Annotated in this window: 15 protein-coding genes; 13 read left to right on the forward strand and 2 right to left on the reverse strand. The window is 63.9% G+C overall.

Going from position 1 to position 16,331, the window contains the following annotated elements:
* Window positions 1-138 precede the first annotated feature (138 nt).
* Complete coding sequence (locus NFL01S_RS29170) at window positions 139-1,155, forward strand: LacI family DNA-binding transcriptional regulator (RefSeq protein ID WP_062979506.1); 1,017 nt, start codon at window positions 139-141, stop codon at window positions 1,153-1,155.
* Here NFL01S_RS29170 and NFL01S_RS29175 read toward each other — a convergent pair.
* On the reverse strand, window positions 1,147-1,941 hold the full coding sequence (locus NFL01S_RS29175; RefSeq protein ID WP_084493347.1) for an alpha/beta fold hydrolase: 795 nt from the start codon (window positions 1,939-1,941) through the stop codon (window positions 1,147-1,149). The two genes, NFL01S_RS29170 and NFL01S_RS29175, sit on opposite strands and share 9 nt — an antisense overlap.
* Window positions 1,942-2,278: 337 nt before the next feature.
* Here NFL01S_RS29175 and NFL01S_RS29180 point away from each other — a divergent pair, with 337 nt between their 5' ends.
* A complete protein-coding gene (locus NFL01S_RS29180) occupies window positions 2,279-4,333 on the forward strand; it encodes an alpha-amylase family protein (protein WP_062979508.1) in 2,055 nt (684 codons plus the stop codon).
* 96 nt (window positions 4,334-4,429) lie between these two features.
* Here NFL01S_RS29180 and NFL01S_RS29185 read toward each other — a convergent pair whose 3' ends face one another.
* Window positions 4,430-4,891 (reverse strand): MarR family winged helix-turn-helix transcriptional regulator, encoded by a 462-nt coding sequence (locus tag NFL01S_RS29185; protein WP_062979509.1) that lies wholly within the window; start codon window positions 4,889-4,891, stop codon window positions 4,430-4,432.
* A gap of 636 nt (window positions 4,892-5,527) precedes the next feature.
* Here NFL01S_RS29185 and NFL01S_RS29190 point away from each other — a divergent pair.
* The 11 genes from NFL01S_RS29190 (at window position 5,528) to NFL01S_RS29235 (ending at window position 16,330) form a co-directional block, all read left to right on the forward strand.
* Window positions 5,528-6,787, forward strand: a complete 1,260-nt coding sequence (locus NFL01S_RS29190; protein WP_245670937.1) for a hypothetical protein — start codon at window positions 5,528-5,530, stop codon at window positions 6,785-6,787.
* A 175-nt stretch (window positions 6,788-6,962) separates the two neighbouring features.
* A complete protein-coding gene (locus NFL01S_RS34885; protein WP_084493348.1) occupies window positions 6,963-7,115 on the forward strand; it encodes a transposase in 153 nt (50 codons plus the stop codon).
* A gap of 1,455 nt (window positions 7,116-8,570) precedes the next feature.
* On the forward strand, window positions 8,571-10,466 hold the full coding sequence (locus NFL01S_RS29195; RefSeq protein WP_168433921.1) for a hypothetical protein: 1,896 nt from the start codon (window positions 8,571-8,573) through the stop codon (window positions 10,464-10,466).
* Window positions 10,463-11,248: an ESX secretion-associated protein EspG gene (locus NFL01S_RS29200; protein ID WP_062979511.1), complete on the forward strand. Its 786-nt coding sequence runs from the start codon at window positions 10,463-10,465 to the stop codon at window positions 11,246-11,248. Before NFL01S_RS29195 ends, NFL01S_RS29200 begins: the two co-directional genes overlap by 4 nt.
* A gap of 288 nt (window positions 11,249-11,536) precedes the next feature.
* Window positions 11,537-11,869, forward strand: a complete 333-nt coding sequence (locus tag NFL01S_RS29205) for a type VII secretion target (RefSeq protein ID WP_062979512.1) — start codon at window positions 11,537-11,539, stop codon at window positions 11,867-11,869.
* Entirely contained in the window at window positions 11,853-13,091 is a 1,239-nt protein-coding gene (locus NFL01S_RS29210; protein WP_063916082.1) for a hypothetical protein, read from the forward strand. The genes NFL01S_RS29205 and NFL01S_RS29210 overlap by 17 nt, the downstream gene beginning before the upstream one ends.
* Before the next feature lie 38 nt (window positions 13,092-13,129).
* Window positions 13,130-13,429: a WXG100 family type VII secretion target gene (locus NFL01S_RS29215; RefSeq protein WP_062979514.1), complete on the forward strand. Its 300-nt coding sequence runs from the start codon at window positions 13,130-13,132 to the stop codon at window positions 13,427-13,429.
* Window positions 13,430-13,455: 26 nt separating this feature from the next.
* Entirely contained in the window at window positions 13,456-13,743 is a 288-nt protein-coding gene (locus tag NFL01S_RS29220) for a hypothetical protein (protein WP_062979515.1), read from the forward strand.
* Window positions 13,744-13,792: 49 nt separating this feature from the next.
* Complete coding sequence (locus NFL01S_RS29225; RefSeq protein WP_157117058.1) at window positions 13,793-14,116, forward strand: hypothetical protein; 324 nt, start codon at window positions 13,793-13,795, stop codon at window positions 14,114-14,116.
* 117 nt (window positions 14,117-14,233) lie between these two features.
* Window positions 14,234-15,817 (forward strand): hypothetical protein, encoded by a 1,584-nt coding sequence (locus NFL01S_RS29230; RefSeq protein WP_245670938.1) that lies wholly within the window; start codon window positions 14,234-14,236, stop codon window positions 15,815-15,817.
* A 6-nt stretch (window positions 15,818-15,823) separates the two neighbouring features.
* A complete protein-coding gene (locus tag NFL01S_RS29235) occupies window positions 15,824-16,330 on the forward strand; it encodes a YbaB/EbfC family nucleoid-associated protein (RefSeq protein ID WP_084493349.1) in 507 nt (168 codons plus the stop codon).
* Window position 16,331: the final 1 nt, after the last annotated feature.

Raw genomic sequence — 16,331 nt, forward strand, 5'->3', positions numbered from 1 at the left:
GTTGCGCCCAGTTGCCCTGCTGGCGGCTGCGGGAGGACCGATCCGGCGATGCCGGCGCACCACCAGGTCAACCCATTGCCATAATCGACCGACCGTCGGCACGACAGGACCGCCGGACGAACCCGACAAGGAGAGCACGTGACTTCGCGAAGGCGGGCCGGCCACAATCGCGGTGCGGGTGTCACGATCTACGATATCGCCCGGGCAGCCGGCGTCAGCCCCTCCACAGTGTCCCGGGCTCTGCACAAGCCGGGCCGCATCAATGCCACGACCGCGCAACATATCCGGGATACGGCCCAGACGCTCGGCTACCGGATCAACCCCTTGGCTCGCGCATTACCCACCGGTCGTACCCGGATGCTGGCACTGATCCTGTCCGATATCACCAACCCGGTCTTCTTCGACCTGGTACGGGGTGCCGAGCGGGTCACCGCCCGGCAGGGGTACACCCTGGTGGTCGCCGAATCACAGGAGACCGCCGCGCTCGAGCTGGAGACGGCCGGCCGGTTGCTCCCCGTGGTCGACGGACTCGTCCTGGTCGCTTCACGTCTCGGCGATGATCAGGTCCAGCGACTCGACGAGCAACGGCCACTGCTCATGGTGAACCGAGCGGTGCCCGGTGTTGCCGGTATCGTGCCCGATGTTCTCCCGGGCATTTGCGCAGCCTTGGACCACCTCGCCGCTCTCGGGCATCGAGCGCTGGCTTTCCTGTCCGGTCCCGCCGACTCCTGGATGAGCGGCCTGCGGTGGGACATACTGCTCGACGAAGCTCCGCGGCGCTCGATGTCGATCGTCGAGATAGGACCCGGTGCACCGACCACCGAAGGCGGCAGGCAGAGCCTGCGGCGAGTTCTCGCCTCCGGGGTGACCGCTGTCGTCACCTACAACGACTTGATGGCCATCGGCTTGCTTCAAGCGAGCAAAGCCGCAGACATCGCCGTGCCGGAGCGGTTGAGCATCATCGGGTTCGACGATATCTTCGGCTCCGATTTCACCACACCGCCCATCACCACCATCCGCACCCCGCTGGGCACCATGGGCGAAGAGGCCGTCCGGCGGCTCATCGCCGAGATCGACGACGAGGAACCGGGCGGAAACGAAACACCACTCGCGACCGCATTCGTCCAGCGCGGTTCGACCGCACCCTCATCCTGATCCCGCCCGAGCTCCGAGGGCATTCGCCGCGATGATCCGCGCGACGTCGACAGGAGCAGCGGCGGGTGCCAGATGCCCCACCCCGGAAAGAATTTCCAGACCCGCACCGGGAATCGTTCGGGCGATGGCACGCTGTTGTTCAGGCGGCGTCGCGATATCTCCACCACCACCGACAACAACTGCCGGCACCGACACCTTAGGTAGATCACCTCGTACATCGGCGGTCGCAAGAATATCGCAGCCCACCGCGTAGGCTTCCGGATCGATCGACCGCAGCATATCGGCATATTCCGCGACCACCCCGGGATACCGCTGCCGGAATTCCGGCGCGAACCAGCGGTCCATGACGAACGGCACGATCGGCTCCAGGCCGGCCTGCCGGACCGATCGCGCTCGCTCGTTCCATCCCCGCGGCTCGTACACGGCTGCACTGCACAAGACAGCGAGCGAGGAAATGCGGTCCGGTGCACGGCGGGCGGCCCGGATCGCGATCATTCCGCCGATCGACACCCCGGCGATATGTGCATGCCGGATATCGAAACGATCCAGGACAGCGAGGAAGTCGTCGACGAGGGCATCGATCGAGGCTGTACCGTCTCCCATGCCGGATCGCCCGTGTCCGCGCTGGTCGAACCGGACGATATCGAAGGACTCCCGCAGGCGCGAGACCACGCCGTCCCACAGTTCCAGTGTCGTACCGAGAGAGTTCAGCAGCGCGATGGTTCCGGCTGCCACATCCGAGCGTGCGTGCTCGAGAACGGCCCCCTCGGCAGGGCTTCTGTGCATCGGACCGACACCATCCTCGTGACAAGTTGCGCGAATTCATCGCGGAACGGGATCCGGTCTACCGGGATCGCCGACTGCTCCGACCACGCTCACACGCAACCGGTGGTGTGTCAATCGGTTGCCATTGCTTTCCCTGCAATCGCGACTTTTCGATGAAAAGTCGAGTATTTGCGCAGGTGAATGGGTATATAGGTAGCGGCATCCGATTGCCAAAATATGGTGCCGCTGATTGACTGTAGCGCGACGGCACCGCGTCCCGGACCGCAACGACCGTGCTTCCACTGCGCGACCGGCCGGACCGGCACCCGTCCAGCAGGTTTCGAAGGAGATCGCCCGCATGTCAGCAAGCCCCGCACACGGTACGCACAGTCGATGGCAGAAACCGTTCACGGTCTTCCAGACCAACCTGCAGGAAATCGACGCCACCATGGATATCGAACCTGCTCTCGACGTCATCGAGCGGCACGGGGCCGATACCTGGCTGGTCAATGCCGGCGGGATCGCCGCGTTCTATCCAACCGACCTGCCCTACCACACACGCAATCCCTACCTCGCCCAGCGCCCCTCCGGCGATTTCCTGGGCGACGCTGTGGCAGCGGCGAACCAGCGCGGGATACGAGTTCTCGCCCGCCTCGACCTTTCCAAGGTCTCACCGCGCGCCGCCGCCGACCATCCCGACTGGCTGTTCAGCACGCGCGGCGGACAACCGCAGATCTACAACGGGCTGTACAGCACATGTCCTTCCGGGCAGTACTACCAGCAGCGAGCGCTCGACATACTCGACGAGATCCTCGACCGCTACCCGGTCGACGGCTTCTTCTTCAACTGGTTCAACTTCAGCGAACGCGACTACAGCGAAGTCGTGCACGGCATCTGCCACTGTGCGTCCTGCTTACGGGGATTCGCCGAGGCAAGCGGCGGAAGCGCCTTCCCGGACGACCACCGCTCCGCCGGCTATGCGTTGTGGCGCCGGTACACGGAGACAACGCTGGCAGTGCTGGCGAGAAAATACAGCGAGCACACCGCAATCCGCGATCGCGACCTAGCGATGATCTTGCGCAGAGGCGCCCCGATCGTGTACCAGGAGGGCAACAATGCCTTCCGTCATATGCCGGGCAAGGACTTCTGGCCCCACGCGACCGCGGAGAACGTGAGCGCACAGACCACGGCCCGGCCCGCGACACCGATCATCCTGAACGCGGTAGCCCATATCGACTCGACCTACCGGATGGGTGCCGAGCAGCCGGAGCACGTCGCCCAGTATTTGATTCAGGCGATCGCACGCGGTGCGAATCCGTCCACCTACATTCTCGGGGCACCTGGCCGGCTCCCGATGGCCGGCGTCTCGCTGGCCCAACAGGTGACACGATTCCACCGCGCACATCACGATCTCTATGCGGCACTACGCCCCGCGGCGTCCATAGTGCTGATCCGGCCCGGTGCCCGCGGTGTCTCCGCCGGCTATCTGGACTCGATCGAGGAGTTCCGTGGCGTTTACCTGGCCCTGCAACAGCGGCATCTCCCTTTCGATGTGCTGCCGATCGACGATGTCACGGCCTTGGCCGACGATGGAGTCATCGACCGCTATCGGCTGGTGGTTCTCCCCGGTGCCGGCGCTGTGGGCTCGGAGATCGCCGAAGTACTCGACGAGTTCGTCCGGCGCGGTGGCAATCTGCTCACCACCGGACATAGTGGAGTTACCGCGGATGGCTCGGTCGAGATGGCCTCCAGTCCGGCACTGCGGCAAACAGGACCGGTACAGTCCGGCTCGGACGTGTGGTCCACCTACGCCACGCTGGATGAGCAACACCGGGCAGGCGATTTCCGGTACGAGGGTTCGATCGTGCCGGTTTTCGGCACGAACACCCGGTACGCCTGGAAGCGGGATGCCGCTGCGGCCGGTCAGCTGCTCGCCCAGGCGCCATGGGGGCCACCGGAACTCGCCTACGGGCACCGCCCCGGCAGCGAGCCGGCTGTTGCCACGATGCGGTTCGGCTCCGGCACTCACTCGATGATCACCTGGACCATCGGGCGCACATACCGCGAATTCGGCAAAACCGAGGTCAGAGATCATCTGCTTCGCGTACTTCACCCGATGGCCGATATCGCGGTGAGCGCCGAACTTCCCGAGCAGGCGGAGTTGATCCTCGGCCGCGACCACAAGGGCTACGTGGCGCACATACTGAATCAGACGGGAGCGCGCCGCCGATCTTTCGGCCCGCACATTCCCCTCACAGGCGGTCGCCTGGCAATTCGCGGCGCGAACCCCGGGACTCACGCAACGGCCCTGGTATCCCGCCGAGATCTGAGCACCCGGCACACCGGAACCTCGCTCATCGTCGAGTTGCCCGATATCGACCTTTTCGAAGTGATTTGCATTTCCGAACGTTGAGGGCCTGGTGAGGTCACCCGGCCACCGCGCGGCGTAGTGCTACCTCCCACCTTTGCCGTCGGGCCGGGCCCGGCGAATGGTGACGTCACGGTGGCGCTACGAGCCCTTCGCCGGCGCGGTGACCGGGGTCGGCGCTGCCGACTTTCGATCGGTCAGCAGTAATGCCGCGAGCCTGTCGATGAGTGCGGCAGCTTCCTCGGCCTTGCCCGAGTCCCCGAGTGCGGTGGCCAGCGTCTCGTCGATGGGGCTTTGCCGCCGATCGACACCACAGGTGAGCGGTGTGGCCGGATGGACGAGAGTGCGGCGCCTGTCGGCGGGATCGGCTTCGGTGCGCAGCAGGCCTCGTCCGACGAGCTCGGCCACGATGGCAGAAACGTGACTCTGCACGAATCCCGTGCGCTCACAGAGCTGCCGGATCGAACAGCCCGGGCTTTCGACGACCTCACCCAGGACCGCGGCCTCCCCGGACGACGGGATCCGGTCGCCGGGAATCGTGTTGGCCTGGCGGGCCAGTGCGATCAGTCGCCGACCGAGTCTGTTCAGCTGCCTTCCGTCCATGTTGTGATCTTAAAACCAATACATCGTTTCCGATACATCTGATATAGGTGTTATGTGCGATCCCGGATGCCGACGTCTCCCGCCGTCACATCCCGTACACCGGGCCCACAGTCGGCGGAACCGAGTGACCACGCGACCCTGTCGAACCGGCAGGTGACCGGCGCAACCAGGACCGGCGTGGACTTCCGTCCGCCTGAAGCTGTGGTCTCGCCGTCGTTTTCGGCAGTACGCACGAAGGTCCTGCGCACGCTCGTCGACAAGCCGGCCACGTTACGCAGGCATGCGCTTGCGTATGGCCCGTATCACCAAGGTTGAGAGGACGGTTTCTCGATGAGAAGCGCATCGAAGTATGCACAGATCGCCACGGCTGCGATCATGGCGATCGCTGTTTCGAGTTGTTCCGAGGGCGGAGGATCTACCCCGGCGCCGGCCATCGAACGCATCATTCCGGAGATGCCCCAAGGCATCACAAATCCGATGAATCCGCGGTACGCCGAGGACGGGCGGACGATATATTTCCATGCGCGGCCGGCCGATGGAGGCCGCAGGGAAATCTACCGAATCGGTACTGACGGCTCGAACGTTCAGTGCGTCACCTGTGGCGTTTCACCAGAGATCACCGCTGATCTCGGCAAGATGACGACCTTCCAAGACGGCTCCGGACAGGTTCTGCTGGAAGCCGGGGACAACGAGTGGGTTGTTCTCGAAATAAACGGCAGCGACAGACAGTTGGTGCCGGTTCATGCGCCTCCGGCCGGAGCGCGCGTTGTGGACGCCACCCGCGAGATGAGGGTGTCACCAGATGGTGGGCACGTCTTGTTCACCCAGATCCAGGTGGCTCCGAATGGCTTCATCGCCGCCGTTCCCGTCGTAGGCAGGTTGAGCCGAACGGACAAGGGATACGAAGTCGTCGATGCCCGGGTGATCTACGGAACGGGTGAAGGCAAGCAATGGACGCCCGACGGAAAAGGTGTGGTGGTGATCGGCGGACACTACGAGGCGGGCAACGTCGACAACATTGCCGTGGACCTGGCCACCGGCGAGGTGACCCGTTTGACCGCCAATCTCGACTACGACGAAGACATGGACCTCTCGCCCAACCAGAAGTGGATGGCGGTAGGCAGCATGCGAGGTCTCGACGCGCTGACCCCGATGTCGAGAATCGTACGGCCGGCCTTCTTGGCGGCACACATCCAAGGGAGCGTGTACGAGGCCTACGCGAAACCGGTCAATGTCACCAACCAAGAATGGCTGGTCTCCGTCGAAGACGACCTTTCGGGACAGAACGGTATTCCACTGTTCGTCGACAACGACGGATACGTCGCCCGGAGCATGCCCAGCTGGAACCCGACCGGGGAGGCCGTCGCGTTCTTCGAGCTCAGCACCACCGACCGCACGGATACACGGCTGGTGATCGCGAATGTGAAGAATACGACCAGCGTCGGGCCCGTCGAGGGCGATCGAATCACCCCGGAACCGGCCTGGGCGCCGGAACTGCGTACCTATATCCCGGAGCCGGCACCGCTGCCGGAGCCCGGGGAGTATCCCGGTGCCGGCGGCGGCACCGCGGTGGTGAGTGAAGCCCCGGACCCGGAGGTCGACGGCAACACCCTCCGCACCGTCGCCTACACCGACTACGTCAACGAGAAAGGAATGACCCTGAACGGTACCGAGTCGACGAGCGCGAATGCGAGTGAGACCCGTATTCGCTACATCGTCGACCTCGACGTCTCGGGAGCGCACACCGGTTATCTACGCGGGGACGTATCCATCGACAAGACCATCCGGGAAATACGCTCCACCACGCCCACCAGTGCCATCACCTCGGAATTGGACGGAGATGTACTCGTCCTCTTGGACCCCGACCGGATCGCCGAGAAGCAGCGAACCGCGTAACCCAGCCGAATGCACGGCGATACGGTGTGCCGACTTCACGATCTTCTCGACCCTGCTGGGCCGCGTTTCACCAGCCTGGCCGGTTCGAGCGCGGAACCCCTTGTGCGGGTAGAGAAGTTGGTGACAGCGCGAGGTCTCCGGCAGGTGGTTGAACGACCGAGCACAACCTGCCGGTATGAAATCGGGCAGGCCGTCGCGGTGGTCGAAACGCGGGTTGATCGACGGGATCCGGTGGCGGATCCGCACCGGCAGCCCATGGCGCGATATCCCGTCGGTATATGGGCCGTGGCAGACCGTGTGCGGGCTGTTCCGGCGCTGGCCGGCGTGACGGGGTGTCGGAGTCGATGCTGACCGCGTCAAGCGCACGCCGATGCGGCAGGCGAGAGCGAGTGGACGGTGGGCGTGGATTCCACCATCGCTCGAGCACACCAGCACGCAGCCGGTGCGCGCCGCGTCCCGGACCGGCAGGTCGAGCCCGCGGGCGGCGTCGACTACGACGAGCCTGCCGATCACGGTCTCGGGCGGTCGCGAGGCGGGGTCACCACGAAACTGCACCTGGCCGTCGATCAGTGCCGGCGGCCGCCGGCGCTGGTGGTGACGCCTGGTCAGTGGGCCGACTGTCCGCAGTCACGACCGTGCTCGGCGAGATCCGGGTGTCGCGGCTGGGCGTGGGTAGTACCCGGTCGCGGCCGGATCGGTTCCTGGCCGGCAAGGCATATTCGTCCGCGGCCCACCGGCTTCGTCCGGCCGGGACCGCGGTGATGACGACCGATCCCGCATGGAGATCGTGGTACCGGTGCCGGTCGGGCTCCCGGCCGAGTCGCCAGGTGACTACGCGGCGACGACGTGGGAGCGACCGTTGATCACCGACACCGTGAACAGGCCCGCCGCGCAGGACCGGGACCGTGTACCGCCGGCGTGATCAGCCTCGCGGTGGATTCGGTTCTGAGACGGTGCCCGAGTGATTCGTGTCGCGAATGACACGAATCGGGGGGTAGAGCTGTGAGCTGTTCGCGAGGGGGGACTTGAACCCCTCTGTGCGGCAGATTTACCGATTCGGTGTGTTCGATCACATCGAACGGTAGACGATGTTGATCGCGAGGATCAAGCGCTGGTCTGCGGTGGCGCCTGGTGGTTGTAGTTCCTGGCGGCGGCTCTGAGGTTGCCGGACACCGACGGTGAGGCGAAATACTCGCCTACGAGAGGAGTCTGGATGCCTGCAGCACACCCGCCGGAGTTCTGGCAGCGCGATCGAGCTCGCCCGAACCAGCGACAGATCGGTCGGACAGGTCGCCAAGAGCTTGGGGGATCTCCGTTTCGTGTCTGCGGAACTGGCTCGGCCGCGCCGAGGTCGATGAACGGCGGACCGTGAACGGAGACCGGCCGGGTATACACATCGCAGGCAACCGCGAGGGGCAGACGGTTCACTAGTCAACCCTTCCGTACTCCTATGGCACGCTACGGGGCAGCCGACCTCGACTACGAAACCGCTGCTCTGCAGATAAGTCGACGGTTCAGGCGCAGATTCAGCCGAGTCTGTGCCGATATCGGACATGTTTGCCGCCTGGGGTCTGCGATGTGGCACCGGGACTGCGATTACGAGCAAGGGCGGTGGTGGGTCTACCTCGAAGTTCTGGACCTTCGCGCCGATTCTTCGGTGATCCCGGATAGGCTCGGTGCGCTGCCATTACCGTTTTCGGGTCGCTGGCGATCGAGCAACACAACACGTAAGTTTGTTCCAGATCCAGAAAATTGTAACTTATCATGGTGGACGGGTTTGAGATTGAGTGGCGAGAGCGATTCGGGCAATGACTGGCACGCAATTGTGGAAAACGCTCGTACAGGGCATCTCGAGTTCGATGATGGTATTGCGTTGGAGGCCGCGGAGCTCGCATCTGACGTGATCGGCGGTGTTCGGGCGGTCAGGGCGGTAGTCGAGGAATTGGAAATACCGTCGCTGAGCAACCTTCGTTCCGGTGCTGCTCTGGCGTTGAAATTCAATGACAGCGGAGCGCGCCTTGCGCGGATCCTTGGGCAGCATATAGAAATTCTCGAGAACTTGGTGGATCTGTTCATTGCTGCGGGGAGAACCTACGCAGAAGCGGAGGACCGGAGCGTGGCAGGATTCGACAATATTTCGGTGCCTCGGGAAGCAGTCGAATTGCAGGGTCCGCCGCCGACTGCGGGTGCATCGTACTCGCGAGAGTTTACTCGTGCGGTTCCTTATACATCCGATCACTTGAATCAATTCGTATACGAATTCGACCAGGTTGGTGAGTCTCCCGAATCGGTACAGTTCCCAGAATCCTTGGAAGAACTTCGGGATACCATCGCGAGTAGTGACGAAGGTGGTTTGGTCCCGAGTAGTATTATGGCGGAAGACATCGCAGTTGATGCGATGACTTACAGGCAACTCTACGATTTCGGTCAGAGTATCATTGGTGCGGGAAAAAACGTGCCGGATGTGGTGTCCGACTCTGCGGGTCGGTGGTCGTGGATATCCGGAAAGCTCGAAGATATATACAGTTCATTTATGACGAATCTCGACTCCAGCACCGTGGACAGGTGGGAAGGTGAGGGTAAAGAGGCGGTGGTTACCGCGATTCGCGAGTATGCCGCAGGCGTACGCGAACTGGTGCGGCGAACCGGATTCATCGGAGAGAATCTCCATTACACGGCCGAATGGCTGCGGACGACTGCGGTGCATATGCCGCAGTCGCCCGAAGATTCCGATCTTGCTGGATGGTCTGAAACAGGTAGGTACTCCGTAACGGGCGGGACCGGGACGAGCAGCGATTCTGCGCTGTCGCTTCAGACCTACCGCGAGAATATGAAAAAAACTTATCTGACCGGACTGCCACAGTCCGCCGAATCGATACCAGAGCTGCTGGTTCCGGGCACTGTCTTCGGCGATCCTCGCGACACATCAACAGAACAGGGTGGTGACGACCATGCTGCCCGCGACAACATGGCGACCGGGAACGGCGGCGATGCTGGCGGGCCGAGTTTCGGTGGGAGTGCACCGATTGTCCCGCCGGGCGCGGTCGGCGAGATGCCGGGGCCCGGAGGCTCGGGCGGGCAGCCGGGACTTCCGGTGCTCGACTGGGGCCGGCCACCGGCGCAGGAGGGGCTGGGGGCACGGGAGTCCGCCGAGGAGGCTTCCCAGCAAGCGGCCGACCAGGCCGCCCGACAAGCAAGTCAACAGGCGAGCCAGCAGGCCGCACAGCTGGCGCAGCAACTCGGGCAGGCGGCAGCGGCGGCGCAGCAGCCCCCGGTGGGTGATCTCGTCGGCCCGGGGCCCAGCGTTGTCCCGGGACTGTCGAACGCGGCCAAACCTGCGGGGGCCGGAACTCCGGGGGGCGGAGGGTCGGCGGGTGCCGCGGCCCCTGGAGGGTCGAGTCCGGCTCGGACTCCGCTCGATCATTCCAAACTGTTTCCCAGGGCTAATACTGTTGCCTCTGCAGGCCTGCAGCCCGGTCGTGCCGGCCTGGCCGGTTCCGGCATGGGCCCGGCGGGCACACCCATGGCGCCCGGATCGCCGGGGGCTGCGGGACGAGGCGCTGGACAAGGTGGGGAGAAAGAAGAATATAAGCGCCCCGCCTCGCTGAACTCCGCCGAGCACCTGGAGGAAGCGTTCGGCACTGCGCCCAGAACGGTGCGGCCGGTGGTGGAAGAATGAGTCGGGTCTGGAGTTTCACCGACCTGGAGTTCGTCATGCTCTGGGCACAGCTACGTGAAGATTTCCTGCCGAGGCCGTTCGTGTTCACCAGTCGCACCCTCCGGTACGGCGACTATCTGCATGAGCGCAGAGAAACCTGGAACAGGCTGCGTGAATCCAGTGACCCAATGTTCGCCGGTGTTTTGGAACGTGTTGCGCGGCCGGATGTCCGGCTTGTCGTGCGTGGTGCAGACGGCCGGAATCCGCGGAATCCGGAAGGCAGTATCCGTTTGCTCGCAGTGCGTTTCGAGGACCGCGGCTATCTGTTGAAACAGCTGCCAGGGGAAACTGTCGATCACAGTGCCGGATTCACGGTGGCCGAATGTGATCCGTTGCGTCTCGCTGATGTGTTGGTCGCAGAGCTGCCGGACGTGCCCGCCGGCCGGCGATCGTCGACTCTGCGGCTCCCCGGCGGACCCGATGACGGGCTGGATCACCGGCCCGGCATGCCTCGGGTATGGGATTCGGCCGACGAAGACGAACGTGATGCCGCTGCTGCTTTCTTGCGGAGTCCGGCAACCGGGATCGGCGTGATCCAGGTGGAGCAGGGGCGTTCACGATTCGGTCCGCGTGATCGGCTCGTGCGTGAGCTCGGTTGGCGCGATATCCGCGACGATGGCCGGTATGTGATCTACCAGGAGGACGCCCCTGTCGCCATCGGGGCCGGCCCCAAACAGTTGATCGAGAAGGTGAATACGGAGATCATCCACGTGATCGAGGCGATCCGGGACCAGCGTAGGTGAGTTGAAGCGGCGTCCTTCGTCCGGTTGCACCATAGTGGGCCGATGTGATCCTGCACGCAGCCGCGCCGCCCCGAAGACGTTGCGAGAGAATCGAGTTCGCCCGAATCTGACATGATCATGTCCTTGTCAGGGGCGTGGCTGGTGACGAAGAATGTATCCATGATGTCGACGGAGTCTCACTGTGAAACATTTTCTGCGGTGATGAATTCCCCTATTGGCGCGAATGGCAACGGGGATCGGTCGTCGGAATACAGAACGAGCCGGATTACTCAGGTAGCAGGGGCTTAGATGAATGATTTGTCTGTCGTCACCGATGCTGTCCGCCGCTTCGGTGAGGTGTCCGCCGAGATGGCGGTGACGGCGGCGGGCGCCGGAGCAACGAATCAGTCCGCAATCATCGCAGCTGCGGTGCCGGTTTTCGGTGTTATCGGGCAGGATTTCTTGGCGGCGTTCGCCTTCGCTCAGGTCAATAACCTACGGTCGGTGACAGAAATTGCCGCCGTGCATGCTGCCACAGCCCTCGCCTCGTATGAGGGAGCCGCGCACTATGAGGGCGCGGAAGAGGCGAGCGTTGCCGAACTGACTTCCATAGGTGTGTGCCAGCGTGATGACACCGATTGACGATGCTGTGCAGAGTCTGCTGGCTCAGCATGTTCCCGATTCCATATCCACCCGTCCGGTTTCCGAAGTGCTCGCCGACCTCGGGCTCGGTCCGCTCCCGGCGTTGCCGTCGGAAGTGGTATTACCGGAGTTGCCACCGCTTCCGGCCTTGGACCTTTCGTTATTGGTCAAGCCGCTCACAGATCTGGCCGATGCCTTCGGCACCGGACGGTTGTCCGCGGATCCCGGATCCGATCCCGCCCAAGTGTTCTCGGACATCTCCGGAACAATCCAGTCGGTGGCACAAGTAGGGGCATCTGCCCTGCAGGTCGCCATGTCCTTATGGCAGGGGATGGGCGCCGACGCCGCGTCCGATACTGCCACGCAGGTCCAGCGAGATAGTGCTGCGGTGTCCTTGCAGAGCGCCCAAACATCGGCGCATACAGTGAAGGCCGCGGGGTCTGTGTTCACCGGAGCCGCGTCAATGGCGGCGATCATCGCGAAATACTTGGCCTCGGTGACAGCGGCCGCACCTTTTCTTGCTACCGGTGGCGGCCAGATGTTCCTGCTGACAATGACGGCGGAAACTCTGGCCGAGGCCTTGGTCGTCGTCGGCAAGACTCGCACCGAACTCGGTATCGAAAGTGCGCAGTTGATGCAGTCCGGCCAGAAACTGCCGGTTTCGGGTGCTGAAGGTATGGATCCTGTGCAGATCCTGTCACAACTGGCGCAACTCGTTCCGGCGTTGTCCGGGATGGCCGTTTCAGCGGCAAGAGCTGCCGGTCGGGAACCGCCCGGGCCGGAGTCGGGCAGTACGCAGAATGATGATCTCGACGGTGGTGTGGGCAGGCCATCTGGTGCGGGTGGGACCGGATTGCCGTCGACGGGGATCGGTAGCCAGCCGCAGTATCTCGCAGCTTGGGGGCCTCGTAGCGGCTTCAGCGCAGGCGGGGTACCCAGTTCCCTGCCTACCGCCGGCAGCCCCGGAGCGACACCGATGACGGGCTCGAGCCCAGCGCGCGGGCCCGGGGGCATGATGCCGATGGGCGGGCTGGGCGCAGGCCTGGCGCGACCGGCAGATGAGTCGAGTGCTGCCAGTGCTCGTCCGGCCGAGGTGTCCGAGAGTAATGGTGCCGAGGTCGTGGGCGAGATCAGTGGCGTCACATTGCCGGTGGTCGGTGCGGCCCGGCATATTTCCGAGGAGCTACAGGGCGGAACACCGGACAAGGCCCTCACTCTCTGACTGAACTGGATCGAAGCGACAACGACAGGAGTAATGGAATGTCCGACAGAGTAAGCCTGGAAGAAGGCGCCGCGGCCGATGTCGTCAACCGGCTGGTCGATGCCGTCGACGGTATTTCTACCGTCGTGGGTCAAGTGCAGAGCTCGTTCGACGCTGCTCGTAGCGGATGGAAAGGTGCGGCAGCCGCTGCAGGGCAGCGAGCTTCGGACGAGTGGACTGGTGAGGCGCAAGACCTGAACAACAAGATCGTCGCGCTCAAAGACACTGTTTTCGAGGGCAATAAAACGCTCGCAAACGTCGACGAAGAGAACGTTGCTGCACTGACAAATCTGCTCTGAGGAAATATTCGAAACGGAGTTGACTAATGACCATGGACTATCAAGGATCTATTGGCGCACAGTTGGTTGAGGAGATGAACGAATACTATAAGGCGCTGAATACTCACCACGATAATTTCATAAGTGCGAAGAACGAGCTGATAAACGTGGCATGGGAGGACAACAGCAGTTCGGAGGCTTTCGCCGCGAAGGCGCACGAGTTGGAGCTCGCGATGGATGACACCCACTTGAAGCTCGCAAAGCTCAGAGATGCCATCGAGGCGGCCTTCGGTAACGCCGGTGCGGCGGACAAGATGGTCTACAACAGCTTCTGATTCTACAGGCGGTTGACGGCGGCCTCCGGAAGGCGAAGGAATGAGTGATATGCGCGTAGATCCAGACCGATTAGGAGATGGGACCAACAGTGCCGCCTCGGTCGCTGCGGACATCCGCGCGGATTTCGTGCGCATCGCCGAATGGACGAGCGCGATAATGAGCGACCTCGACGTGGCATGTGGTGACGACAGCTTCGGACGCCGATTCTCCGAGGGGGCGGACGGGTTCCGGATGATGGGCGATCTACACGAAGAGAGTGCCAGGACGATGGTGGATTCCTGGGACGAGATCAACACCGGAATCAGCAGTGCCGCAACACTGCTCGACGACGTCGAACATTTATCGGCGGAGACTATCCGAAAGTCGGTGTGAATCCGGTAGTGAACGAGAACAGGATTCGCGCATTTCCTGGCCGTGAATGCCGGATGAACTTCCCGGACGACGGGGTGGTCCTATCCGGCGGGACTGGGAAGGAGATGGAAACAGGTGGTGAGCGATAAGAACCCCGGCGACGAACCGGACTCGCCGGTGGACGGCGGGTCCGGTGCCGCGCCGACTCCGGATGACGCGCCCGATATCGGCTTCCGTCTCGCGCTCGACCCGGCCCAGGACGACAGCCGTGACCCAGCCCGGGACGGCAGCGACCTCCCGGTTCCGCAGCGCACGGAGGACGCCGCCGAGGAACATGATTCTGATCGGGCGGACCGTCGTGCCGCGCGCCGGATCGCCGAAGATCTGGGGGCATTCGGGCCGCCCGGGTGGAAACAGGTGGAGGCGGCGTTCGCGGTGACCGCCACCATGGACATCGCCGAAGTGGTGTACACCGACGATGAACGGTCGCTGCGGGCCGATCCGCCGGACGCGGTCTCGACTCGAGTTCGGGAGCATCGTGCCTTGGTCGCCGAACTAGACGGGGAACCCTGGTGGCGGTTGCTGCTGCGGTTGACCGCCGACGGTGAGTTCGAGGTCGGCTACGACTACGGGGCGGAGCCGTTCCCACCGAACCAGATCTTCGACCCAGAGGTCTACCGAGCCGATCTGGCGGAGTATCCGCGCGGCAGGCTGCCGGTGTGGCTGGCCGCCTATATCGCGCCAGGGAATCCCCAGCAGCGCACACCGCAGCAAGCGGCCGTTGCGGCACGTGCGGATACGGCGGCCTCGGTACGCCCCACGGCGGTGTACGAGGATCTCCCGGATTTTCCGCAACTATGGTCGCGGTGGGCGTGTATCGCTGCGGGTTTCGTGGCGGCCCGGTCCGACTGGGGACCGCGGGTCTCGCCGTCGCTGGGCTGGTTCGAGAGTTCGCGGCGTGGCGGGTCCACCCTGTATTCGCTGCCCAACGGACGCGCGGTGCTGTCGGGCGGCATCTGGGAGGCCCCGGAACTGGACGCCGTGTACAACGACGGCGCCGAAATGCCACAGCTATACGCGGGAGCGCCGGAATGGGTGACCGATTCGGTGCTGAGCCCGCGCGCGTCGACCGGGCTGATGTCGTTCGTCTACTGGTGGACGGGGGGCCGGTGGTTCCGGGGCGAATCCCCTTCGATGCGGCAGTGTGTCTCCGCCGTCCCCGGTGTCTGGACCGTGGATACGACAGCGGGAGTCATCGCCGGCCTGGCGGCGCAGCCGGCGGGACCCCGGGAGCGCGCGGCCGCGGTGGATCTGGTGACGGCGGCGGATATCGGTGTGGTCACCCGGGACACCGTGACGGCGCTGTTCGACGACGACGAGCATTTCGATATCGACGGTGCGATGTACCAGCTGTCGCTGGCCGGTGTCGTGGCCTCACTGCCGCCGGAGATGCCGCAGGACGAAGCGCTGTTCCGGGTGCGCGGCCATGTGCAGGGGGAAGGGATCGATATCTCGGGATACCCGCTGGATCAGCTGGTCTGCGACAGGTTCAGCTGCGGGTGGATGGTGTATGTGCCGGTTCCGGTCGGGGAACTGGCGATCGGCCGGGCGATCTACTACATCGCCGATGACGGTGTGCTGGAACGGTCGTCCTCCTCGGTGGCGCCGACAACTTTTGTGAAGGGCTTCGAACGGCGCTTCCGGGAACGACAGGGGATCTAGGAGACGATGAGCGGGTGGCCTGAACCGATGCCGGTGCACTCGGAGGCTGTGGCGGCGGCCATGGAGAGCTATCACCGGCAGATGCAAGCGATCGAGGAGTTCCGGCGGCGCCGAGCTCGGCTGACCGCCAGTGGATCCGCACAGGGCAATACCGTGACGGTGACCGTGAACGCCGACAATCTCGTGGTTGAGACCCGGTTCGCCGACAATATCGGGGAGCTGGGGTACGACGATATCGCGGCGGCCGTCACCGAGGCGGCCACCGCAGCGTCCGCCGCGATGGCCGTGAAGACCGAGGAGATCACTCGCGCATTGATCGCGGAACGCCGGAACGCCCCCGAGCTCTCGGATCTCTTCGCCGATCTGCCGGTCTTCCCGGAGACCGGGCGTCCGGGAACGGCACCGGAATCTTCCGAACGGCCGCACGGCGATCGTACGGCGACACACGATGATTTCGATACCGCCGTTGCCCGGCGGCCGGTGCGGTCGCGCATATCGGATTCCGGATGGTGAT

Origin of the sequence: Nocardia flavorosea NBRC 108225, from assembly GCF_001613385.1 — a bacterium.
Lineage (GTDB): Bacteria > Actinomycetota > Actinomycetes > Mycobacteriales > Mycobacteriaceae > Nocardia > Nocardia flavorosea.